A 23,149-nucleotide genomic window follows, 5' to 3' on the forward strand; every position below is an offset into this window, starting at 1 on the left:
AGTTACTGCTAATGCCTTTAACCCTCTCAAATCGATGAAACAAACTGGTAACGGTAAACGGCAGAAAAATCAGGCAACTGTAATTGCAGGCAACATTGCCAACGTAATGAATTGCTGGTGTCAGGCCGTAAGTACGTTTCATGCCATGTATGCTACCCTGGAGCTTGCCTGTCATCAAAGCCAGGACAAGTCAATTGAAGCTCCCTACCCGATTAATAAACCATATAATGCGCGCGTACTCGATTACGTACGAAACTCCGTTGTACAGGAATTAGAAATGTTGTGTATCGATATAGATGAACCTCAGCACCACGAGTCAGAAAAAGAGCTGATTGAACATCTTCAGGCACACACATGGCGATTGCAAAAACATATCGATCGCATACAGTGGGCCCTTAGTATCAGTGGCATTAGCATAAGTCGTTAGCCGCCAGGCCTATTCTGGTACAACCCTGCGATTTTATCCCGCACTCGTTTCAAACGCATTTTAACGGCACTTTCAGAAAGCTGATATTGCTCGCTTAGCTGCTTAATCGTTAAATTTTGCTCGTATTTAAGTCGTAAGAGTTGCACTTCTGGCTGCGACAGCTCCTTCGTTACTTCTTCCAGGAAAAGCAGCTTTGCCTCTAGTAACCTGGGTTCATGTTCGTCAATTGCCAGAGCAAGAACCTCATCGGGCAATCGCTCCAATGGCAATCGCTTTTTGAGTTGCAACTGATCCAGGCAATAATTATGGGTTATGGCGTATAGCCAGGTCGAAAAACTGGATTGATTCTGAAAGCTATGCAACTTTGTGAACGCCTTCAGAAAAATATCCTGTGTGTAATCCTGAGCTGCGTCAAAGTCTTTTGTCATGGAAAGGCATTTTTTGTACACCTTCCGGACGTATTTTTTATATAGGGTGTCGAACGTAACGGTTGATGATGCTTTTAGACTGTCGTCACCCGATAAACTATGTTTAATCATAAACAGCTGGTGATCTGATGAGTACATAACCAACAGGTATTATCACTAAGCTGTTTTAATAATCCATAAGTACCTTTATCTAGCAGGCGGGTACGTTATGATAAAAATAAGTGACTATACAAAAGCAAAAATTAACCTATATAAATATTTACGTTATTTTTCTTGCATCGTGAGCGTGTTTTGTTTAGGAAATAGTAAACAAAACACGCTCACGATGCAACTGAATATTTATTAAAAGGTGTTACTTTAACAAAATCCGAATAAACAAAAGTTATACAGCGGTAACCAAATAATACTCTTCTCCGCCCGTTAAAATAGGTTTGTTGGGTCAGCTTACCGTCAACCTCCCCTCTTGTTACCGGCAACTTTTTATTACGGTACAGTCAATTCTGCTACAACCGGCAAATGGTCGGATGCATATTGTTCGTCGATAACCCGAGTCGTTTGGCTTTTAAAACCCCGGTCTGGCCTAAACAAAATGAAATCGATAGCCCGATTTGGATTGACAACCGGGATCGTTGGCTTACAGTCCTGGCAACTTCTCGAAAAATGCTGGCCCAGGAAACGCATAACTTGACTGTCCATCAGGGCATTAAAATCACCACCAAGAATCATGGGTAGTTTCGTTTCGCCAAAATGCTTCACAATTAACTCGGCCTGGCTGATCCGATTCTGTTCTTTCAAATCCAGATGGGTGCTGGCAAAAACGATCTTTTTCCCTTTCGCAACCTCCACCGTAATAGCCGCTATGGTCCTTACCTCACCACCAATAGCGGGATCGATTGGCAAAATAAACCGGGTAGAATCGAGAATCGGGAACCGCGATAATACGGCCACACCATAGTCTCCCCCCTGGTGGTCGATAGCTTTCGAAAAAAAGAAATGCATACCAGTCTGTTTGGCCAGTTCTTTTGCCTGGTTAATGCCTTTGCCCGATCGCTCGGTGTTTACATCAACCTCTTGTAAAGCCACCAGATCAGGATTTTCTTTAGTTATGACCCTGGCAATAGCATCGATCTCAATTCGAGTACCAGCCGATGGTGGGTTGCAATGGTGAATATTGTACGTCATCACCCGGATCGTATTTTTCCTGGCCGGTGGATTCGTCAATCCATACGCTACGTTGCCGATCAGTTCCACTATAAGGAGTGCGGCTAAAAGGTACCAACTTCTTCTCATACGTTCACTAAAAGGGCAGAACCCCAAAGAGGATTCTACCCGTGTTTCTATTAATCAGGTTCTCGACTTTTTAGGAATTGTGTATTTCCCCACGACTTCGCCATCGTCCCGTATCATTTTCAGATTCAGCTCTTTCGACGTAGCGTGAAGTTTGATCAGGGTACGATTGCCCTCCAGTGGCCCACCACCAATCACAATTGGATAATTATGGCTGCTATCGGGATCGTAAGTCCCGTACCGATGCGTATGACCTGAAATCTGAAGATCAATTTTTGCCTTATTCAACAACGGGCCAAATTGTTCGCGACAATGCAACGTACCGTGCCAGTCGCCGGAGTGGTAGGGCGAAATATGAATTAGTACGATTCGGAAAGCCGCTTTTTTAAATTCTGGACTGTCAATTTCTTTTTCCAGCCATTTTTTCTGCGTTTCCCGATACCGATCAAACGCCGACAATCCACCGTATTCAACGCTATCGTCGGTTTTGTCCTCACCCGAATCCAGAATAACAAACCGAACGGGACCACGCGTAAAGGCGTAATAGTAGTTGGCTTCAGGATACCTGAAATAAGCCGGAAGATGCCGGGAAAAGCTGCCCCGACACTCATGGTTACCCTGCGTTAGAATAAACGGAAATTCGGTAGCAAAAATATCGACCGAGGGCTTGATCAGGTGATCAACTACCTGCTTTTCTTCCGTCACCCAATCGAAGCAATCACCGTTGAAGACGACAAAATCGTAGTCGCGCTTATTGCCCGTATAGCCATGCCGATAAAGCAATTGAGGAATAATTTGTGGCCGGTCATGAATATCGTTGAACACGACCATCTTAAACTCATCCTCGTTCTCCGCTGGCGTTTTAAAGCCATACATCGGACTGCTGATCGTCTCCCCAAATTCCACCTTCGATCCCTTGTAGCCCAATACCTCCGTTGACACAATTTTGTACTTATGCTCAGTACCGGGTGTCAGACCAGTGAGTGTGATTTTGTTGATCCGGTTGTTGGCCTCGATTAACCCGTTATTATAACCAAACTCACGTTTGCTGGTATGTGCGCCAGCACCGTATTCAACCCAGCTAAAGCAGTTTTTATGCGTAAGCCACATGATGGTCACCTCGTGTGTACCCATATTTTGCAGGTAAGGACCGACTACAAAATGGTTTTTCTCCTCCGCCGGAGCAGCCCTAAAATCAGTAGCCAACGTAGCAGTTCCGGGCAGCACACTCAGCGCGCCAATCTGCGACATTTTTTCAAGAAACGATCGTCTGTCAGAAAGCATAGTCAGGGAAAGATAACGTAGCAAATCGCTCATGCTTCGAGTTGATACCGATGCCCGTCCACAACGTAGCAACGGCATCAACTCGAAGGCTAAAAGCGACAACTGTTCTTCTATTTACTCCCAGTTTGGGTTTTGCGTCAAGTTAGTATTCAGCAGTCGCTCCTGGGTTGGGATGGGATATAGGTAATCGCGGGTTTCGTTAAATTTCTTGGTGATATGCCCATTGACGACGATATTCCCCCCTTTATTCCCGTTTTCAAGCAAAATTTCGCTGCCCAATTTCAGCAGTTGAGCACCCGATACGTTCGGTTTCGTGCCTTCGTAAATTACCAGATCGACCTTACCATTTTTGTCCAGATCATAGCTACCGGGGCCAGGAAAATACATACCCTTATAGGTTTTGGTTAACAGCTGCCCTTCTTTCCAGCGAATAATATCGTCCCAACGGAAGAAGTTTTCCATCACCAGTTCAACGCGTCTCTCCCGGCGAATCTCCAGAATAATCCCAACATTGTTGCCAGTCAGTTGGGTGTATTGCTGCGCCTGATAGGGATCGGGTTGCGCATTGGCGGTTGTCATGTTGATATTCGGCATACCTACCCGGTCACGGATGGGCTTGATCGACCGATCCAGATCGGCCTGGGTCAACGTACCGCGTTCGGCTTTAGCTTCCGCGTAATTCAGCAACACTTCGGCATACCGGAAAATGGGCATATCAGTAATGTCCTTGTTAAACGTATCCCACTTCGGAGCCGATACGAATTTGATTAGCTGATAGCCGGTTACCGTAGCGCCAAATTCAGGAACCAAGGGCGTCGATTCACCGATACGTGTATAACCCGGCGTACGGATAGTTTGCGCCAATCGGGGATCACGGTTTTGAACCTCTTCGGCAAACTGCATGGTGTCGTAGCCTTTTACGTCCGTGAACCGCGATCCATCGGCCATCAGGTAGCTGTTTACCAGCTTTTTCTCAAGGCCTGGCTTTCCGTAGGATGCGGTCATGGTGTAATAGTTCAGGTTATGATACACCTGTAATTCGTCGCTGAAGTCGCGCGCCAGGATCACTTCACTAGGGATGGCATTGTCGGACGAAAACAACTTCATATAAGCCGTTTTGGGCGTATCGGTATAGATCGTATAGCCGCTGTTTTTCATCAATTCATCCGAAGCCGCAATACTCTCATCCAGAAATTTGTCGGCATTGGGCAGGCTGAACTCTTTATGATATTTCCGGAATGTGCCTTCGTATAAACCAATTCGGGATTTCAACGCCAGCGCCGTCCATTTCGTTACGGTACTTACCTGCCGCGATGCATCCAGATTGTCAATGGCGTAATTGATATCGGCCATTACGGAGTCCATTACCACCGTACGGGGATCGCGCGCTTTGGTGAGCATTTCCTGATCCATGACCTCAATTGGTTTTGAATACCATGGAACATCACCAAACCGCTTCACCATCCCAAAGTAGAAATACGCCCGAAAAAAACGAGCCAGCCCATTATACCTCGCTACGGCTTTCGTATCGGGGCATTTATACGAATTCTCCAGAAAATAGTTGATGTTACGTAGCGTTCCCCAACTCCAGCCGCCACCACTGGTTGGCACAATACGCGTGCCCTGCAACTCATCGCGGAGGCTGTTTTTCACTACGTTGTCGACATCTTCGTTATACACGTCTTCGGCCGAAGGCAACGCATTGTAAAATGAATTGGTATACAAAAGCAGATCGTTCTCCGTCTTGAAAAACGTTTCGGGCGAAATGGCGTCCAGCGGCAATAAATTCATATCGCACGACACCAGAGCCAATGCCAGGGTTATGATACTGAGTAGTTTTTTCATCTCGTTACGTGATAAAGCGTTTTAGAACGTGATGTTCAGACCAGCAGAAAATGTTTTGGAAAGTGGGTAAGTGCGCCCGTTGGTACCATCGCCATCCAGTTGCTCGGGGTCGATGTATTTGGTTCTCAATGGCGTATAGGTCAGTAAGTTTTCGCCACTCATGTAAATCCGGGCTCTGGCAATCCGCACTTTTTTCGTCAACGATTCCGGTACGGTGTAGCCAAGCACTACGTTCTTCAGCCGCAGATAACCCACATTCTGGATATACCGATCATTGGCATCGCGTAAGTCGCCCCCGTCGTTGAGAGCCGTATAGCCACGTAGCACGGGAAAATAGGCATCTGTATTCTGCGGTGTCCAGACATCGTCCTCAAATTTTTCCGGAATAAAGGAGTAGTAAGGCCGAGAGTATGGTCCCCAGAATTTATCCGCATTGTTGCCTGGATACCAGTTTTTACGAAGAATTCCCTGAGCCAGCAGCGAAAAGTCGAAGCCACTCCACGAAGCCCCCAGGTTAATACCGTAGCGATAACGCGCCCGGTCGTTACCGATTATTTTCAAATCACCGTGGTTGGCCAGCGTGTTGGCCCCTTTGTCGATTTTACCATTGCCATCCAGATCAATAAACTTCAGATCACCGGCCTGTAGCTTGCTCCAATCGCCCGGCGCGCTGAGTCGCTGTTTGTTCACAAACGTCTGATCGACGGTGTAGCTTTGCGCTTCTTCGTTTGACTTGAAAAAGCCGTCAATGGAATAGCCCCAGATTTCGCCAATGGTTTTGCCTTCGTAATGGCTCGACAAAATCTTGTTCGGGTTGTCGTATTTGGTAATGACCGATTTGGAATCCGACAAAATGAACGAGACGTTGTAAGCCAGTGGTTTTCCGGCTACCTTCAACTGATCACGCCAGGCCAGCGCCAATTCAAAGCCTTTGGTCTGGAGGTTACCGGCATTCTGGGTTGGAACGGTAGCGCCATAAACCGCAGGCAATACCTGACCCGGAATCAGCATATCCGTCGTATTCCGAATGTAGGCATCGACCGTCAGATTCAATCGATTTTTCAGAAAGTCGGCATCCAGACCCAGGTTCGACGTAGTGGCTTTTTCCCAGGTCAGATCGGGTGAAATCGGGTTCGGACTGTTTACGTACGTCAATTTTTGACCGCCATTAATCCAGGTCGATTGCGCCGTTGGCATGATCGGTACGTATGGATAATAGTTGGACGAAGTCGTGTTGTAAGGAACTTGGTTGGTACCAGGAGGCAGTTGGTTCCCCAACGTACCATATGACGCTCTGATTTTCAGATTATTCACTACGTTACGGGCACTCCCGAAAAAGTCTTCTTCGCTAATACGCCACGCCCCCGAGAACGACGGAAAGAAACCAAACCGACGGCCTTTGCCAAAGCGCGATGTGCCATCGTAGCGACCATTGACTTCCAGCAGGTATTTACCGGCATAATCATAGTTAGCCCGGAAGAAGGCACCGAATAACGCATACTGAAATGAATCGCCACCCGAGAGTTGCTCACCCGTTCCCAGGTTCAGGTCGTTCAGACTTTCCGAAAGCAGGTTTTTACGGGCACCGAATAAACGCTGGTGTTTCCGGGTTTCGTAGTTCATCCCTGCCGTTGCGCTGAAGTAATGTTTGCCGAGCGTCTGGTTATAGGACGAATAGATATTGACAGAGGTCAGCGGATCGAACCAAAACGTACGTTTATACTGGTCAGTATTGTAGTTCGGAACGGTGGTCAGAATACCCGGCTGAATCGAATACTGCGCTACGGCCGAGCGGTACCAGTCGTCGGCGATGTAGAACGAATAGGAATGATTGGCAACCAGATTCCAGTTTTTCGTGAAGTCGATGGTCAACGAGTTAATCGTCGTTAGCTCGTGCACTTTTTTCTCACCACCCGCTACACCTTTCAGCAGATTGGCAAATAGCCCATCGCCAATGGAGTAATTGTTTTTCAGCGTATTATACGTAGCTGTACCATCCGGATTCAGGGGAGCATACGCGGGTAACGCGTGGACGGTTATCGCCGTAAAGTTGGCATTGGCACCGCCTTCCAGTCCCGGATATTTATAGTTAGAATCGAAATACTGCGTGTTGTTGCTGACTTTCAACCAGGGCGTCAGTTGAGCATTGATCTTCGAACGTAGCGTGTAGGACGTAAACTTGTCGGTATTCATCCGCATGATTCCCTCCTTCTCGTAGACCGACCCCGACAGAAAATAATTGACCTTATCGGTTCCGCCCGACAAATTCAGATTGTGTTGCCGCGACGGCTGCGAACTATTGAAAATTGTATTCCACCAGTCGTAATTACCGTAGTAGTTGTAAATGTCTTTCCCGTTTACGTTTTTAACCACTGTCCAGGGCCGGGCCGGATTCTCCACTTTATCGTACCGACGAGCTTCCAGTTCCTTGTAATCGTCTTCCGAATAGCGCGTGTACGTATTACCGGTAGCCCGTAAAAATGCCTCATCGTTTAAACGCGTATGTTCATAGCCATTGGTCAGGAAGTTCGTGCTCACCGTTGGTGTTGCCCAGCCAAAGTTGTTACTATAGGCGATAGTCGTCTTGCCATTTTTCGCCGTTTTGGTAGTCACCAGCACAACGCCAAACGCACCGCGCGCACCATAGATCGCCGAAGCAGCCGCATCTTTCAGCACCGAAACACTCTCTACGTCGGCTGGATTGATCCGGTTAATATCGCCCGGCACGCCGTCAATCAGCACCAATGGACCGCCCCCATTGATCGACGTTTCGCCCCGAACGTTCAGGTTTCCGCCCTGACCCGGCTGGCCGGTCGTAAACGTAATGTTCAGGTTAGGAATCATGCCCTGAAGAATCTGCGACATGTTGTTCAGCGGGCGGTTCTCCAGATCTTTAGCCTGCACCTGCGAAATGGCTCCCGTCAGGTTCACTTTTTTCTGCGTCCCGTACCCAACCACAACCACCTCATTTAACGAACTTTGCGACTCTTTCAACGCTACGTTTGCGGTTGTCTGATTACTGCTTATGGGCACTTCCATCGGTTCATAGCCGATAAACGAAAACGACAATACGACGTCTCCACCCGTATCCGGAATCGTCAGCGAATAACGTCCGCTGGCATCAGTCGACGTACCACGCGTCGTTCCTTTCACCACAATACTCACGCCCGGCAACGGCTGGCTACTGGCAAAATCTTTTACGACACCCGACAAAATGCGATTGGGTTGTTCAAAAACGACGGGCGTATTTATCTGAAAAGCAGGCACCGAAATCAGGCTGCTTTGCGAGTCCATTCGTTTGAGAATAATCTGACCATTTACGACCTCCCACGATACGTCTAATGAACCAAACAGTCGTTTCAGCACACTGGCCAGTTTTTCATTGCGGGCACTGATGGAAATCCGCTTATCGGCACCGATAACGCGCGGACTATACACAAAGTGCACATCGACCGTTTTTTCCAGTTGCTGCAGGACGGAACGTACCGTCTCTCTTTCGACCGTTATCGACACGGGTCGACTCATGAGTTCCTGAGCCGCAATAGGCAAAGCTCGCACTAGACTACCACTCAGCAGGATGCTGAGCAATAGCGAAAATAAACGTTTCATAAAGTATAACAGGTTGTAAGTAAGTAGTTTGATTTTAAGAGCAACCTCGCCCGCTGGAATTAATGCGGATGCGAGTTCCATTGGTCTGATACGTAGCACCAATAGACAAACAGATCATGTCTAATTGGGCTGGTAAGGAAAGATTGGCCAGATTGGCCGTGAGCGTGCAGTTGACGAGTGCCTGCTCGTCGAAGGAGATATGTACGCCATACACATCATCCAACTCCCGAAACACCCTGGCAACGGGCGTATCGTCGAATACAAAATGCGTCCTGATGGCTTCCGGTTTTAAGACAACCGGGCGGTCGGCCAGTGCCTTCACGATTCGACTATCTGACCGAAAAAAGGTGGCTTTTTCATTAGGTTTCAGTACTACGTCCGACTCCTTATCCTCGCTATCAGTTTGTCGATAAACCGCTACGCGCCCCGTCCGAACGACCACTTCGGATGTGGGCTTACCGGCGTGGCCAATAATAGTAAAACTGGTTCCCAATACTTTCGTAACCATTCCATTAGCGTAGACCAGAAATGGTTTGTCTGGGTTTTTGGCCACCTCAAAAAACGCTTCACCGTTTAACCGAACTTCCCGTTTGCGTCCTACGAACGTAGTGGCATAGTACACCGTGCTACGTGGCTGTAACGTAACAGCACTACTATCACTCAGACTGATACGTAGCGGCTTGTTCGACTCATTCGTTCGGCTAACGATCTGCTCATCTGACTGGTGGGAAGCTAGCTCGGTCTGATTGGACGTAGACCGGTTCAGAAAAAAGTATCCACCTAAACCCATTACCAGCAAAACGATGGCAGCAGCGGCAACCCGATAGAATATAGTCGGCAGTCGACGTAATGGTGCTTCTGTCGAAATCTGCGGGGCAAGCTCCTGCCAGTATTTTTCAATAAATGCGTTCTTGTCAGTTGCCGACAAAACGGATTCGGCAGGACCATCCAGATTTTCATACCAGGCTTCAATCTGCGCCCGCTCTTCGTCGGTCGCACTTCCGTTCTGGTATCTGGTCAATAAGGTTACAAGCGATTGAGGAGTCATCCGGCAATTCGGCAGAAACATGTTTTCTCCGCTGAATTCATGGTCATGACGGGCAACTCGAAAAATACCCTAAGCCGTCAATATTATGGTTTTGTTAACGACTTACGTGATTACCCCATTTAAACGGTAGTTTCCCACAGAGGCATAGAAGTAAGAATCAATCCGCTGTGTCCGCTGCGTCGCTGTGGGAAATAAACCAGCCTCAGTTTCTTAACAGAACAGCTATTACAACGGCAGTAGCATAGTCGTGGAGGTGGGTACGCAGAAACGCCAGCGAACGGGATAAATGATACTCGATCGTTTTTTCGGACAAATCAAGGCGGGTGGCTATCTCGCGAATGGTTAGTTGCTCAAAACGACTCAGCACAAATACCTCACGGGTTTTATCGGGCAGTTGCAGCAAGGCCTGATTGAGCGAATCGGTTAATTCGCTGTATTGCACCAGATTAGATGTACTTAACGTATCGGTCGGCGGTGTATATAGGAAATGGATCGCATACTGTTCGCCCTGTACTTGCGCTCGAACGTGGTCAATGATAAGATTTTTGAGGGACGTAGTGAGATAAGCCTTAATGCTACTGATAAGCAACGTATTACGTTTTTGCCAGAGTCTCAGAAATAATTCCTGCGCCAGATCGGCAGCAACGGCATCATCGCGAAGTTTCCGCTTCGCCATGGCAAAGCAATCGTACCAATGGCGTTCATACAACGTCCGGAATGCCCCCTCGTTATCATAACGAAGTAGATTAACTAGCTCGTTATCGCTTAGCTCCTGCTCAGACATGATCACAAAATTCGCACGGATGCCTAGCTATGTTAGCGAAAGCCGGGTTAAGATTTTATGAAGTATTGCCCCATTAACATCACAATTACTTAGAAAACGGATCGAAAAAACCCTAATTTTTTCCAGATAAAAATTAAAAACTTGACTTCATAGCGCACAAAAAAGCCGCTTCCCATTGGTCGGAAGCGGCTTTAAACCATTGCTTAGATGGAGCGGACTATATCAATGATCACCATATCGTTTTTCTCCGGCGGTAATCGATACGGTCAGCTTATTCTCTTTGGGAGGTGTCGGGCACGTAGCATACGGCGTAAAGGCGCAGGGCGGATTAGTTGCTTTGTTAAAATCCAACCAGGTGTTTCCCTCCGCATCGGGGCCCGGTGCATCTAAAAAGCGGCCTCCGCCATACGTATCGTGTTTGTTGGTCTGGTCGGCGAATACAAAATGTAGTCGCTTGGTTGTTCCGGTCGCAGCCAGACTTTGCTCTTTCCCGTCAACGGTAAACAGTAATCGTCCCGGCGAATCCTGTTCGCTTACCCGGCCCGTAATGTCGGTGATCGAAATTTTCTTACCCGGCGTCGGTACAAATTTCGCTTTCACCCGCCAGTCGGTACTGATCGGATACGTATCGATGCCTTTGAATTCTTTCAGGTACGGGCTTTCCAGATCGCGCAGTCGAATGGCATATTTATCGCCCCGCTGAATCACAAACCAACGTAGTGAGTTATGTTTCAATACGGTCGGCTTGCCCGTGTACGGAAATATCTCCAGATTGGTTACGGGTTTTTCACCCTCAAAAATCTCCGAACCGGGAGCGGCTTCAACGCTCACCCGGCCTTTTTTCAGAATGATCTTTCCCAACGTAGCCTTACTATGTTCTTCGGGAAATACAATGATATTTTTATCACTTCCGCCAAACGTATTGTCACCTTCGTTCAGCCAGAACAACCCGGCCAGGTTGAGCCAGCCTTCTTCTTTTTTGAGATCTTCAACTCGTTTTTCGTGCCACGTTTTTAATTCGGCCTCATACGGCGTATCGGCCCTAAAAGCCAGCAGTAACAGGGGCAATGCCAACAACCAACTCGTTTGCTTTTTCATGGTTATACGTGATTAACTGTTTGTATTTATTTGATTATAAAGGAAATAGTGTTTTGTCACCGAACTGCGCGATATGCTGTACATGCGTGGCGTATTCTTTTGTTTTGGCTAGGTCGCCCTTCTGCTTGTAGACTTTATACAGTCCCCAGTACGCATTGGCTGTATTCGGATGGCGCTCCAATAACTCCTGATAGGCTTTTATCGCTTTATCGTACTGATTGGCTTTCAGATGTGTTTCGGCCAGACTGATCAGTACCGGACGAGCGTAGGACGGCGGCTCACTATAACCCAATTCGTCTTCCTTTACTTTTGCTTTTTCCAGCAACGTAACGGCTTCGCTGTAGTTGTTTTCTGCCGCCTTGATCAATCCCTGCAATTCCAGCGACGCTACGTTCAGATCATTCAGCCGCCGAACCGTAATCACATCGCCCGTCGCTTGCTGATTGGCATTCCGCCAGAGTGATGCATCTAAAGCGTCAGCAAAGCGTTTGGCCTCGTCAACCCGGTTATTCTTCACCGCTTCCATACCCGATGCGAAGTAGTATAGCCCATCTTTATAAGCCATAGCCTTGGTCGTGTACAAACTATCTTTATCGAGTTTGATAGCGGCCAATCGGTCGGCCGCTTTCCGATAAAAACCAAAACAGAGTTCCATTTTGGCCGGAGCAATCACACCCTGATAGAAAAAACGCCCTTCGTATTTCCGTTTCCGCTCTTTGGTGGCAGACATGTTTTGCAGCTTTTCCGCGTAGTACAATGCCGTAGCATAACGGCCATCTTCGGCACAGTTCGACAATAGATAGTTAATGTTGTGGATGTAATTCCAGGCGTCCACCTCCGGAATATGCTGTTTCTTCATGTAGGCCGAATCAACCGCCAGAGAAGCCACAAACGAGTCATAGGCCTTTTTGTAATCACCCACTTTATAGTAAATATGACCGGGCATATGCACCATGTGTCCCGAATTTGGCGCCAGTTTGGGCAGGATAGCGGCACTCTGCAAAGCCTGCTCGGCACAGCAGTTTTCCATCAGATGAATCCAGTAATGATGGACAGCGGCATTGTTAGGATGCGTTTTCAGCAAATCGCGAAGCAAGTATTCGGCATAGATCTGGCCTTCGCGGGGATTCATGTTGGTGTCGTACCCACCCATTTTACTCAGCGCCAGAAACAGCTTGGCATCTACATCATCAGGGTATTTATGCACGATGATTTCGAGCTTTTTCTGATACTCCCGTTTGCCATTCTCACTATCCGAATCACGGGCCAGAATGCCCTCCGCATAGAGACGCTCCTTTTCGGATGTGGATGCCTTCAGGGCTTTCAGTTTCTGAACGGCTATTCGTTTATCGGCGGCAAAATCATTGCCTTCGATGGCTCCAATGGCGCTATACAAACCCCAATACGGCATAATGGCCGTTGAGTCATGCCGAATGGCTTCTTTAAACGCCCGATACGCTTCAAAATCCCAGAAGCAATGCAGCAGCGCAACGCCCTGATTAAACAGCGCCTGCGTTTTTGGCGACGACGTTTTAATGGCTAAATCGACCGTACCAATACCACTGATTAGTTCAGGAATCGGTAAATTATGCACAAAGGCCGTCTCTTTGCGGTAATCCTGAATGTGACTTAAATGGCTGTGATTCAGGTCGTGGCTGTCGCCATCGTGCACATCGTGCTGATGTTCGGCAGGCCGAACTCGCTGTCCCAGCGCGCTACAGGCGATCAGACAAAAAATTAAAATACGAAATTTCATATACGTGATTGAAGATCGATCGTCTGCCAGAACGATATGTCCTGGCAGACTACAGGAAGGTTCATTAACTCAGCAATAGCTTGTTGGTTGTAATCTCGATGTTCGGTAACGGAAACGTATAGTTGCTCTGCGAGGGCAGAACCTGGGGGGCACTATTCGAGCTGCTTGACTTAGCGGGCAATGGCAATAAATTACGTAGCAGATCATTCGACCGGAATCCCTCACCCAGCAACTCAATCCGGCGCTCCTTCAGAATGGTATTGATCAACGTAGCCTGCGTACTGACGGCACTCGTCGGGAACGTATAACTCGCATCGGAACGATTCCGAACCGCTTTTAGCAAGTCGGTTGCTTTCTGCAAATCGCCTGTACGGGCCGCTGCTTCCGCGTAGTTCAGCAATACTTCCGAATAGCGGATAATGGGCAGATAATCCAGAAAGGGCGATGGTTTGTTGTATTTGGTCAGAAACTGAACCCCCGATGCTGTCCGCGAAAACGTCCGGCGCAGATCCGTTGACTTCCATTCCGTGTCGCCCCAGATACCGCTCGGATTCAGGTTATACTCGGAATTGGCGTTGAAGACATACGGAAACGATGATTGTCCCGTTACGTTATCCAGCTCGGTCATGGGCACCGATAAAATGGACTCGGTACTGGTATAGTTGGTCGTAAAAATCTCGACAATGTTCTGGAGCTTATGATTAACGCCCGTAGCCGCCGAATACGGGGCCGTTGCCGATACGATTTTCTGGGCTTCGTCAATTACCTTGGCCCAGTTGCCGCTGTTCAGATAAACACGCGTCTTCAGCGCAATCGCCGTATTCCGGTGCGCACGCGTCGTATTCAGTAACGCCGTCGAATAGTTGAGTGGCAGGTCGGGCTCAGCTTCATTCAAGTCTTTGATAATCTGAGCATATACCTCAGCCACGGTGCTACGTTTCAGGTCGTTATTGGCGTTGGTTGTTTCGGCCTGCAACCGTAGTGGCAATCCAGGCGACGTACCCTGATTTTCAGTAAAAGGCCGCGCATACAACGTAACGAGACTAAAATAACTCAGCGCCCGCAAAAATTTGGCTTCAGCAATGTACTGTTTCGTCAACGTAGCACTCAGCTTATTCGGGTTATCCTGCAAACCCTTAATCAGGATATTGGCATTATTGATAGCCCCATACGCCGACGTCCAGAAACCAGCCACAAAGTTCGACCCGGAGTTTAGCGTCTGGTTCCAGGCTTCATAGGCGGTGAACGTATTGCTGGTCCGATTAATGAACTCTTCCCCACGCGCTTCCTGGTACGTGAAGTAATTGCCCCCGTAGTAATTGCCGCTTTTTATCGCCTTGTAAATACCGTTCACAAGACCAGCTATCCGGTCGGGCGTATCGAAGGCGTTAGCGCCACTGATCGAGGTTTCTGGCTGAGGATTAAGTAATTCCGTTTCGTTACATGCCGACACGGTCAGGACCAGTCCCAAACTTAGAAACCCTCCCAAACGATGTACTGATTTAATCAAATTATAGGTTTTCATACTCATTTCTGTTGTGTTAACGTAGCTTATGGCTGTCGTTCACAGCGATTCGATCGCGGCCTGCAACTCGCTCACTAAATCGTTGACTTTCTGAAAGTTCCATAAACGACAGACCATAAACTACAAGCTCTTTGTATTGAGAAACGTACTGTTTTCGTTAGAAACCGAGGTTTAGCCCTACGGTGAATGTTCTGGCCTGACCGATTGAGTTTTTCTCTACGCCCGGTGTGGTGTTTGAGTTACCGTTCGACGATGATTCAGGATCGGCGCCTTTATACGCGGTTAGCAGGAATAGATTCGACCCTTGCGCATAAATCCGAAGCGAGCTGATACCCGATTTTCCGAAGATCGTGGCGGGTAATCGGTAGCCAATCGATGCATTTTGCAGACGGAGGAAATCGCCTTTTTCGGCATTGGTCGACACGGGGAACGATGAGCCACTCGATGTCTGATCGTTGTAGACCAACCGGGGTACGTCGGTAATATCACCGGGTTTCTGCCAGCGGGTCAATACTTCCGTCGAGTTGTTGTAAGCGCGCTGATCGAGCAACGTAGCGCGGGTGCCGTTCATGATCAGGTTGCCACCGGAGTAGGTCAGGTTGAGGCTCGCATCGAAATTCCGGAACTTAAAGTTGTTCGAGAAACCACCGTACCATTTTGGTAATGCATTACCAATCAGATAGTAATCCGCCCCCGTAATGGCCGGAGCGGGTTTCCCGTCCAGATAGGTCCACTGGCTGCCGCCCGGCGCAACCACCTGACTGTATTGCACCTTCTCCCCTTTCGCATTGATGAAAATCCGCTGGCCATTATCGGGATTCACCCCGGCCGTTTTGGCACCATACAGACTACCCACTGAATAGCCGACGCGCGTTACGTTAGTTGTTTCATAAGCCACCATCGTGGTTCCGACGATATCGGTGTTGCCATCAGACAGGGCTGTTACCCTGTTCGTTATATTGGAATAATTCAGCGATGCGTTCCAGGAAAAATCACCCCTACGTAGTAATGTACCGGTAATTCCCAGCTCAATTCCCCGATTATACATAGCCCCTACGTTGCCGAGAATGGAGCTGCCCGGAATGCCTTTTGACACGGCTTGCGGAGCGCTCAGAATCAGACCATTTACGTTGTTATTGAAGTACGTCAGCTCAACCTGAAAGCGGTCGTTCAGGAAGCCCAGATCGGCTCCAATGTTGGTCTGATCGCTGGTTTCCCAGCCCAGATTCGGGTTACCCGCCTGCGATATGGCCCAGGTTGGTACGTTGCCATACAATGAGCCACTGTACAATTCCAGCGAGCTATACGAATCGCTTAAATTACCGTTACCGACCCGTCCCCAACTGGCCCGAAGCTTGATATTGGTAAGAGCAGTCGCCAGTCGTGAATTCTTGTAGAAAGGTTCTTCCGACAACGCCCAGCCCGCCGATACGCCACCGAAGTTTCCATATTTCTTACCAACGCCAAGAGCGGAGTTCCCATCCCGTCTGAAATTGATCGTCGCGAAGTATTTCTTGTTCAGATCGTAGGTCAGCCGCGAAAAGAACGACAGATAAGCCCGTTCGTTGATGTCGTTGCCCGAGGCTGTAATCGATCCCCAGTTGCCCTGATAATTCTGAAAGAACGGATCGGACGTTTGCGTACGGGTAGCGCCCCACGATGAGTTATCAAATTTTTGCACATCATAACCCGCCAGTACCGATACCGCGTGCTTACCGCCGAACGTCTCGTTATACGTTAGCGTGTTCGCCCAGTCCCAGTTGTCGCGCACGGCACTCACATTGGTAGCCGAACCCCGACTCGAAAAGCCGTTCCCCTGAATGGGACTGTCGAAACTCACGTTATCGGTCCGCAGCCGATCAATAGAGTAGGTGGTCGTAAAATCCAGATTTTTCAGGATTCTGGCATTCGCACTGAAACTGCCGATAATTCGGTCATTCTGGGATGAATAGCGGTTCAAATCCAGCAGCGCAACAGGGTTTCCGAAGTTGCTGACCACCTGGTTATTGCCCATGCCAATCGTATTTGGGTTCGACGCACTGATGTTATAGCTGCCGTCTGGGTTATAGGCCGGTACGTTTGGCGGTAACGCAATCGCCAGACGCGCTGCCGATACCAGCAGGAACGTAGTGTTCGGCGTTGAACCGGAATAGGGCGACAGGTTAAAGCTCGTATTGTAGGAAACGCTGGCTTTTAGCTTCAACCAGTTGGTTATTTCCTGATCGATATTAAAGCGGGCACCTTTCCGGTTAAAATCATTCCCTCTCAGAATACCCTGCTGCTTGGTGTAGTTAGCCGAGAAAAAATAACTCGTCGATTTGGTACCACCCGATACGCTGATGTTATGGCTCTGCGACACTCCAGTACGGTAAATATGATCGTACCAACGCGTATCGATCGGCGTTCCGTCTGGATTATTATTTTGAAAAAACAGTGCCGACGCTACGTTGTCGTTGTTCTGGTTTCCCCCCAGGATTTTAGCGTTCAGAACCGCTTCATTCTTGATCGCAATGTATTGTTCGGCATTCAGCAGTTGGGGCAACCGAACCGTTTCGGATACACCGGCCCAGGATTCGTAGTTGATCCGTGGTTTGCCTTCTTTTCCGCGTTTGGTCGTAATCAGTAACACGCCCGCTGCAGCCCGGGAACCGTAGATCGCCGTTGAAGCCGCATCCTTTAATACGTCGATCGACTCAATATCAGCCGGATTGATATCTCCCAATGGATTATTCGGGACAGCCGTGCTGGCCGATACGTTGCCGGTGTTGATGGGAATGCCGTCGACCACGACCAGCGGATACGAACTCAACGAAATGGAGTTGACACCCCGAATTCGAATCACGGGCGGGTTGTTCAGCACACCGTTCGGCTGAGCGATGCTGACACCAGCGGCCCGCCCCTGCAACGCCTGATCGAAACTTTGAACCGGCTGTTGTTTAATGGCATCGCCACTGACTCGCACTGCCGAACCGGTAAATTCAGCTTTTGTCTGCGTACCATAGCCGACAACCATTACTTCGCTGAGTTGCTTCGTATCAGCACTCAGTTCAATGGTGAATGATGTACGGTTTTGTATCGGCTGTTCGATGGTTGCATAGCCAATGAAGGAAAAAAGCAACGTAGCGTTTGCCGGAACATTCAATTTGAAGCGGCCTTCCTGATCAGACGTAGTGCCCGTTGTGGTTCCTTTCACAACAACCGACACGCCGGGTAAAGCCTCACCCGATGTCTTGTCTTTAATGGTTCCCGAGACCGATTGCCCCTGGGCAAAAGTCTCTCCTGTTAGCAATAAAACGACAGCCAGAAGCTGTAGACTGCCGTTCAAATGACGTAGAATTCTGTTTATCATGGTTTTGTTCTTCGGTTGTAAATCGGTTGGTATATTTACAAGTACTATTAATACATATACTCTATATATTTAGTAGAATATAAACATATAGTTAACATTGAAAAAGCGATATCGTATGGGTGCAAGCCAGCCTATCCGATTATCAGGCAACTAAAATCAACAGAGGCAGTCGTTGGATGGCTTGTTAGCGATACGCCCACGACAATGGGGGCAGGAGACTAATTCTTGGGCAATCATGAGGTTGTAAATTTATAGTTCCTAATAAGTAGGCAGGTTAGCACTACGCCAACTGGCAAGTTGCTAAGGGTTCGTAGAGTCTGTCTCTCCCCCTTTCGGTATAAATCCACAAATACTTTGCAGGTAGTACGTGTAAGACGCTTCAAAGATAGAATCTTCATTTTCAAAAAAACAAGCAAACACTATTTAATCTATAAGAAAAGAATACTTTCCTTAGAAACGTCCTATTTTCACGGCTGGTCAATGTGAATTTTGGGACTTGATTTTGATGATTAGGTAATCGTACTGAACCCGATTCGGATTTCGCACCTGCCATTTAATAAGCGAAAACACTGTCGATAAATTAAATGGATTTACCCTCTTTGTGTCCTGTGGGCAACAAATACACTTACGAAAACAACAAATAAGCGATCGCCAGGGTAATGAAAATGTTGAACGTCTGCGCGATGAGAAATGCATAGAGCGGACGACGATTATCGGCCTTGAACAGATCGGCAAAACGAGTTTCAAGACCAATGCTTGTAAACGCCAGCGCAAACCATAATCCCTGCAGACTTTTCAAGCTTCCTTTAACGGCATCGACCGTGTCGGCACTCAGCACAAACGAGAAAAGCAGCGAGGCAGCCAGAAAACCCAGAATAAACTTCGGGAAGCGCTCCCAGATGACACCTAAAGTCGGTTTGCTGGTTTGCGCAGCTTCGGTTTGATTTTTGGTGTAGGTCCAGTATACGCTGATGGCAAAAGCCGCTACACCCAGCAGTACGTTCTGCGAAAACTTAACGATCGTACTGATTTTCAACGCTTCTTCACCTGCCAGCGATCCAGAAGCAACAACGGCTCCCGTTGTATCGATCGTCCCGCCGAGCCAGGCTCCCGTTACTTCGGGCGATAAACCAAGTGCCTGAGCGGCATACGGCATTAGCAACATCATGGGTATCGCCGTAATCAACACCAGCGAGATCACGTAAGACAGCTTTTTGCTATCACCCTGAATGGCCCCCGACGTAGCAATCGCTGCCGACACCCCGCAAATCGACACCGCTGACGCCAGCATCATCGTTAATTCATCGTCGATTTTCAGCCGTTTACTGACCCAATAGGCAAAATACCAGACGGATACAACAACAACCAACGCCTGAATCAGTCCCAACGAGCCTGCCTTCAGAATATCGCCAAAAATGACCGTTGTCCCCAGCAGTACCAATCCAATCTTTACGAACAGCTCGGTTGCTAGGGCCGCCCGAAGCCAGTTGGGTAATTGAATCAAATTACCAACGATCAAGCCAATACTTAAACTGAAAATAACCGCTTCCAGATTGAGGTCTTTCAGGGTTTTGTTGCCAGCCAGTATCAGCGCTAGTAGGGTTAGTCCAAAAATGATCGGAAACCCAAGCAACGTAGCACGCACCGGTTTATTCAGGAGAGCCGAGCCAATCAGGGCAATGCCGTACGTAAAAAAGAACTGCGCCAGTATTGTCCCTCCATTTTTAACCGCGAACACGTTCGTGAACAATTCATGTCCATCTTTCCAGCCAAACGAAGGAGCCGGAATGAGCAACCCCGTAAGTGACAGAGCGATAATTAATAAGCCCAATACGACGACTGTCCAGTCTTCAGTTAAGGCAAATTTGGTTTTAGAAACAGGAGATGCAACAGCCGACATACGTAAAATATTGGTTAAGAAACATATACAAGAAACTACTTATGTTTACTTTAAATAGCCATCCATTTATAAGCATTACCAAAAATAACCAGCAGCAGAAAGCCTACTAACACCAGTAAGAGCCCCGCTTTAATCATATCGCGAATAGTAACCTGACTGGTTGCCAGCACAATTGCATTCGGTGGTGTCGACATTGGCAATACAAAAGCAAAACTGGCCGCAAACGTAACCGGAGCCCCAAGCAGTATTGGATCGATTCCGGTAGCTGTTGCGATACCAAATACCATTGGGAGAGCGGCTGTTGCCAGTGGTGTATTTGCAATGATAATTTTCAAAGCCAGGGTAATAATAACGAGTGTGACCACCAAACCGCGATAATTATACACTTCTGATTCGGCTACTTTATCCCCAATCAGCCCGATAATCCCCGAACTTTCCAATGTTTTAGCCAGTGCAAGTCCACCGCCAATCATAAATAAAATTCCCCAGGGCAATTTGTTCATGCTACTCCAGTCGAACAGCAAGCCCGATTTACTGGTCGGATCGGGCATGACAAACAGCAACAGAGCACCGGTCATACCAATAATGGTATCGTTCAGGAAGGCTACACCTAGCCATTTTTCGATGACTGTCCGAAAAATCCAGCCAGTAGCTGTCAGTAAGAATAACGTACTCACCGCATACTCAGGAAACCGTACAGGCCCCAATTTGATCAGCTTCTCCCGAATAATAACCGACGCGTTGGGTAACGATTTTCCTGACACGGGAAATAATAAACGGGCCAAGATTACGTAGGCCGCGATCAACATCAATACAGCCAGGGGAAACCCAACCATAAACCAGCTAACAAACGAAATATCTGTTTGATAGGAATCGCGTAGAAAAGCTAATAATACCCCATTTGTGGGGGTGCCAATGGTTGTTGCAATACCGCCAATACTAGCGGCATAAGCCAGTCCTAACATCAGACTTACGGCAAACGGCCGGAATTGTTTTTCTTGACCAGTCTGACGAAAATCATCTTCCAGCAAGCTCAGCACCGACTGCGCAATTGGCAGCATCAGCAAAGCAGCCGCCGTATTGTTTACCCACATACTGACGAAAGCCGTCGCGACCATAAAGCCCAAAACCAACTGATGGCTTTCTGTTCCGATTAGCTTCACAATATGGAGAGCAATACGAGTATGCAGATTATGACGCTCAACGGCCAGCGCAAATACAAAACCGGATAGAAACAATAAAATGGTTGGGTTCGTATAGTTTGCTGCAGTAGTAGGTAAATCCAGTATGCCCAGGGCAGGAAACAGAACGATCGGTAAAAAAGCCGTGACGGGCAGAGCGACAACCTCGCTAATCCACCAAACCATCATCCAGGCTGCAACCCCAATCACTAATTGCATCTTCGGTGCAACAGGCAATACACCTCTATAAGCGAATATACCAAACAACAATGGCCCAATCAGTAGCAGACCATAAGTGAACCAAGGTGTCGCCAGCGAAGATGTTCGGACTGCACCGGGTTGGGCCGATCTCGGGATTGTTGTATTCTCCATTATGCTTATCGGACATTTTCGGGTTTATTCAGCACACGCCCATCGGCTTTTAGTTGCCAGGCCGTAATGGGGTTGAAATGGTAACCGCTGTCAGCCCCTCGCGCTTCGATAAGCTGTTTAAAGGTTGGCTGAATGTATCCCGTTTCGTCCGTTACCCGGCTCATGATTTCTGTTTCAGCACCGTTCCAGTGCCACAAATACCGGAACCGTACATGTGCTTTATCGAGAACTGGCTCCTGCAATTCGGCAATATGCCAGCTTTTCCCAGCGTCGGTACTGACCTCCACCTTCACGACCTTACCCCGACCACTCCAGGCTAATCCCCGGATTTCAATCCACCCTTTTTCGACCTGAGCCGGAAAAGCCGGGAACGTAATGATCGACCGGGCATCAATGTCGAAACTGAACTGTCGGATTTTTCCGCCTTTGATACCTTCGCTATACTTGGATGTTTCCTCGCGCGTTTGCCAGGGAGCATCGCCTAACTCAAGCCGTCGGAGCCATTTTATGCTGGTATTCCCCTCCCATCCGGGCAGGAATAGACGTACTGGATACCCTTGTTCGGGACGTAGCGCTTCGCCATTCTGTCCATAGGCAATGATGGCATCGTCCCACCCTTTTTTGACGGGAATGCTACGGGTCATGATGGCGGCATCGCCCCCTTCGGCTAAAAACCAACTTGCGTTGGGCTTAACGCCCACTTCGCGGAATAGTGTTGACAGTTTAACGCCCGTCCATTCGCTCTGGCTGGTCAAGCCGCAAATATCCTGCGGACTCATGGCTTCTTTGCCCGTTCGAAAATTCCCTGAACACTCCAGAAACGCAATGCGTGACACGGAAGGAAATCGCTTCAGATCAGCCACTGTAAAGACCATTGGCTTATCGACCAGGCCATGAATCACCAATTCATGCTTATTCGGATCGATGACCGGAATGCCCGCATGATGCCGCTCAAAATGCAGATCAGACGGCGTAATGATCCCGTAAAAATCCTGCAACGGCGACCGGGATGAAATGTCGGAAGGCTTCTTGATGACCTTCTCAAAGCCCGACCGCGTGCCCACTTCACCAGCCAGTGTTCCCACTTGCTTTGTAGGATCGTCGGGTATTAATTCGGTAAACGAGAGGCCTTCCTGCACCGCTTTTCCGTGGGCTGTCTGGGCAATAGCCATCGCTACCGTGGCCGATCCGCCCAGCATAGCCCGACGAGAAAGCTTCCCTGTCAGTTTGTTGATATGGATGATTTTCTTTGTCAT

General features: G+C 48.3%; 15 protein-coding genes and 1 riboswitch. Of the genes, 1 reads left to right on the forward strand and 14 read right to left on the reverse strand.

Annotation, left to right across the window (positions count from 1 at the left end; all coding sequences use genetic code 11):
- Positions 1-34 precede the first annotated feature (34 nt).
- Positions 35-427 (forward strand): hypothetical protein, encoded by a 393-nt coding sequence (locus GK108_RS20280; RefSeq protein WP_163952492.1) that lies wholly within the window; start codon positions 35-37, stop codon positions 425-427.
- Here the strand turns inward: GK108_RS20280 and GK108_RS20285 are convergent.
- The 14 genes from GK108_RS20285 to soxC form a co-directional block, all read right to left on the reverse strand.
- Positions 424-966 carry an RNA polymerase sigma factor gene (locus tag GK108_RS20285; RefSeq protein WP_163952493.1) on the reverse strand — a complete coding sequence of 181 codons (543 nt, stop codon included), beginning with the start codon at positions 964-966 and terminating at the stop codon, positions 424-426. The genes GK108_RS20280 and GK108_RS20285 overlap by 4 nt on opposite strands.
- Before the next feature lie 372 nt (positions 967-1,338).
- Positions 1,339-2,145 carry an endonuclease/exonuclease/phosphatase family protein gene (locus GK108_RS20290; RefSeq protein WP_246225026.1) on the reverse strand — a complete coding sequence of 269 codons (807 nt, stop codon included), beginning with the start codon at positions 2,143-2,145 and terminating at the stop codon, positions 1,339-1,341.
- A gap of 54 nt (positions 2,146-2,199) precedes the next feature.
- The gene (locus GK108_RS20295; protein WP_246225028.1) at positions 2,200-3,528 is read right to left on the reverse strand and encodes a purple acid phosphatase family protein; all 1,329 of its coding nucleotides are present in this window, start codon (positions 3,526-3,528) and stop codon (positions 2,200-2,202) included.
- A gap of 12 nt (positions 3,529-3,540) precedes the next feature.
- Positions 3,541-5,271 carry a RagB/SusD family nutrient uptake outer membrane protein gene (locus GK108_RS20300; RefSeq protein ID WP_163952495.1) on the reverse strand — a complete coding sequence of 577 codons (1,731 nt, stop codon included), beginning with the start codon at positions 5,269-5,271 and terminating at the stop codon, positions 3,541-3,543.
- A gap of 21 nt (positions 5,272-5,292) precedes the next feature.
- Positions 5,293-8,880: a SusC/RagA family TonB-linked outer membrane protein gene (locus tag GK108_RS20305; RefSeq protein ID WP_163952497.1), complete on the reverse strand. Its 3,588-nt coding sequence runs from the start codon at positions 8,878-8,880 to the stop codon at positions 5,293-5,295.
- 34 nt (positions 8,881-8,914) lie between these two features.
- A complete protein-coding gene (locus GK108_RS20310; protein WP_163952499.1) occupies positions 8,915-9,928 on the reverse strand; it encodes a FecR family protein in 1,014 nt (337 codons plus the stop codon).
- A 202-nt stretch (positions 9,929-10,130) separates the two neighbouring features.
- A complete protein-coding gene (locus tag GK108_RS20315) occupies positions 10,131-10,712 on the reverse strand; it encodes an RNA polymerase sigma factor (RefSeq protein WP_163952501.1) in 582 nt (193 codons plus the stop codon).
- 222 nt (positions 10,713-10,934) lie between these two features.
- On the reverse strand, positions 10,935-11,810 hold the full coding sequence (locus GK108_RS20320; RefSeq protein ID WP_163952503.1) for a DUF1684 domain-containing protein: 876 nt from the start codon (positions 11,808-11,810) through the stop codon (positions 10,935-10,937).
- A gap of 34 nt (positions 11,811-11,844) precedes the next feature.
- Positions 11,845-13,566 (reverse strand): tetratricopeptide repeat protein, encoded by a 1,722-nt coding sequence (locus GK108_RS20325; protein WP_163952505.1) that lies wholly within the window; start codon positions 13,564-13,566, stop codon positions 11,845-11,847.
- 64 nt (positions 13,567-13,630) lie between these two features.
- Positions 13,631-15,091 carry a RagB/SusD family nutrient uptake outer membrane protein gene (locus GK108_RS20330; protein WP_163952507.1) on the reverse strand — a complete coding sequence of 487 codons (1,461 nt, stop codon included), beginning with the start codon at positions 15,089-15,091 and terminating at the stop codon, positions 13,631-13,633.
- A gap of 157 nt (positions 15,092-15,248) precedes the next feature.
- On the reverse strand, positions 15,249-18,440 hold the full coding sequence (locus tag GK108_RS20335) for a SusC/RagA family TonB-linked outer membrane protein (protein ID WP_163952509.1): 3,192 nt from the start codon (positions 18,438-18,440) through the stop codon (positions 15,249-15,251).
- A gap of 246 nt (positions 18,441-18,686) precedes the next feature.
- A riboswitch (SAM riboswitch) is annotated at positions 18,687-18,784 on the reverse strand.
- Positions 18,785-19,065: 281 nt separating this feature from the next.
- On the reverse strand, positions 19,066-20,340 hold the full coding sequence (locus GK108_RS20340) for a YeiH family protein (RefSeq protein ID WP_163952510.1): 1,275 nt from the start codon (positions 20,338-20,340) through the stop codon (positions 19,066-19,068).
- A gap of 50 nt (positions 20,341-20,390) precedes the next feature.
- Positions 20,391-21,893, reverse strand: a complete 1,503-nt coding sequence (locus GK108_RS20345; protein ID WP_163952512.1) for an SLC13 family permease — start codon at positions 21,891-21,893, stop codon at positions 20,391-20,393.
- 5 nt (positions 21,894-21,898) lie between these two features.
- Positions 21,899-23,149 (reverse strand): sulfite dehydrogenase, encoded by a 1,251-nt coding sequence (soxC, locus tag GK108_RS20350; protein WP_163952514.1) that lies wholly within the window; start codon positions 23,147-23,149, stop codon positions 21,899-21,901.

It is taken from the genome of Spirosoma terrae (assembly GCF_010435915.1).
GTDB lineage: Bacteria > Bacteroidota > Bacteroidia > Cytophagales > Spirosomataceae > Spirosoma > Spirosoma terrae.

Coding starts and splice junctions, on each gene's coding strand:
- GK108_RS20300 (WP_163952495.1), bottom strand. CDS start 5,271: ATGAAAAAACTACTCAGTATCATAACCCTGGCATTGGCTCTGGTGTCG.
- GK108_RS20315 (WP_163952501.1), bottom strand. CDS start 10,712: ATGTCTGAGCAGGAGCTAAGCGATAACGAGCTAGTTAATCTACTTCGT.
- GK108_RS20325 (WP_163952505.1), bottom strand. CDS start 13,566: ATGAAATTTCGTATTTTAATTTTTTGTCTGATCGCCTGTAGCGCGCTG.
- GK108_RS20285 (WP_163952493.1), bottom strand. CDS start 966: ATGATTAAACATAGTTTATCGGGTGACGACAGTCTAAAAGCATCATCA.
- soxC (WP_163952514.1), bottom strand. CDS start 23,149: ATGACAAAGAAAATCATCCATATCAACAAACTGACAGGGAAGCTTTCT.
- GK108_RS20320 (WP_163952503.1), bottom strand. CDS start 11,810: ATGAAAAAGCAAACGAGTTGGTTGTTGGCATTGCCCCTGTTACTGCTG.
- GK108_RS20340 (WP_163952510.1), bottom strand. CDS start 20,340: ATGTCGGCTGTTGCATCTCCTGTTTCTAAAACCAAATTTGCCTTAACT.
- GK108_RS20330 (WP_163952507.1), bottom strand. CDS start 15,091: ATGAAAACCTATAATTTGATTAAATCAGTACATCGTTTGGGAGGGTTT.
- GK108_RS20310 (WP_163952499.1), bottom strand. CDS start 9,928: ATGACTCCTCAATCGCTTGTAACCTTATTGACCAGATACCAGAACGGA.
- GK108_RS20290 (WP_246225026.1), bottom strand. CDS start 2,145: ATGAGAAGAAGTTGGTACCTTTTAGCCGCACTCCTTATAGTGGAACTG.
- GK108_RS20345 (WP_163952512.1), bottom strand. CDS start 21,893: ATGGAGAATACAACAATCCCGAGATCGGCCCAACCCGGTGCAGTCCGA.
- GK108_RS20305 (WP_163952497.1), bottom strand. CDS start 8,880: ATGAAACGTTTATTTTCGCTATTGCTCAGCATCCTGCTGAGTGGTAGT.
- GK108_RS20280 (WP_163952492.1), top strand. CDS start 35: ATGAAACAAACTGGTAACGGTAAACGGCAGAAAAATCAGGCAACTGTA.
- GK108_RS20335 (WP_163952509.1), bottom strand. CDS start 18,440: ATGATAAACAGAATTCTACGTCATTTGAACGGCAGTCTACAGCTTCTG.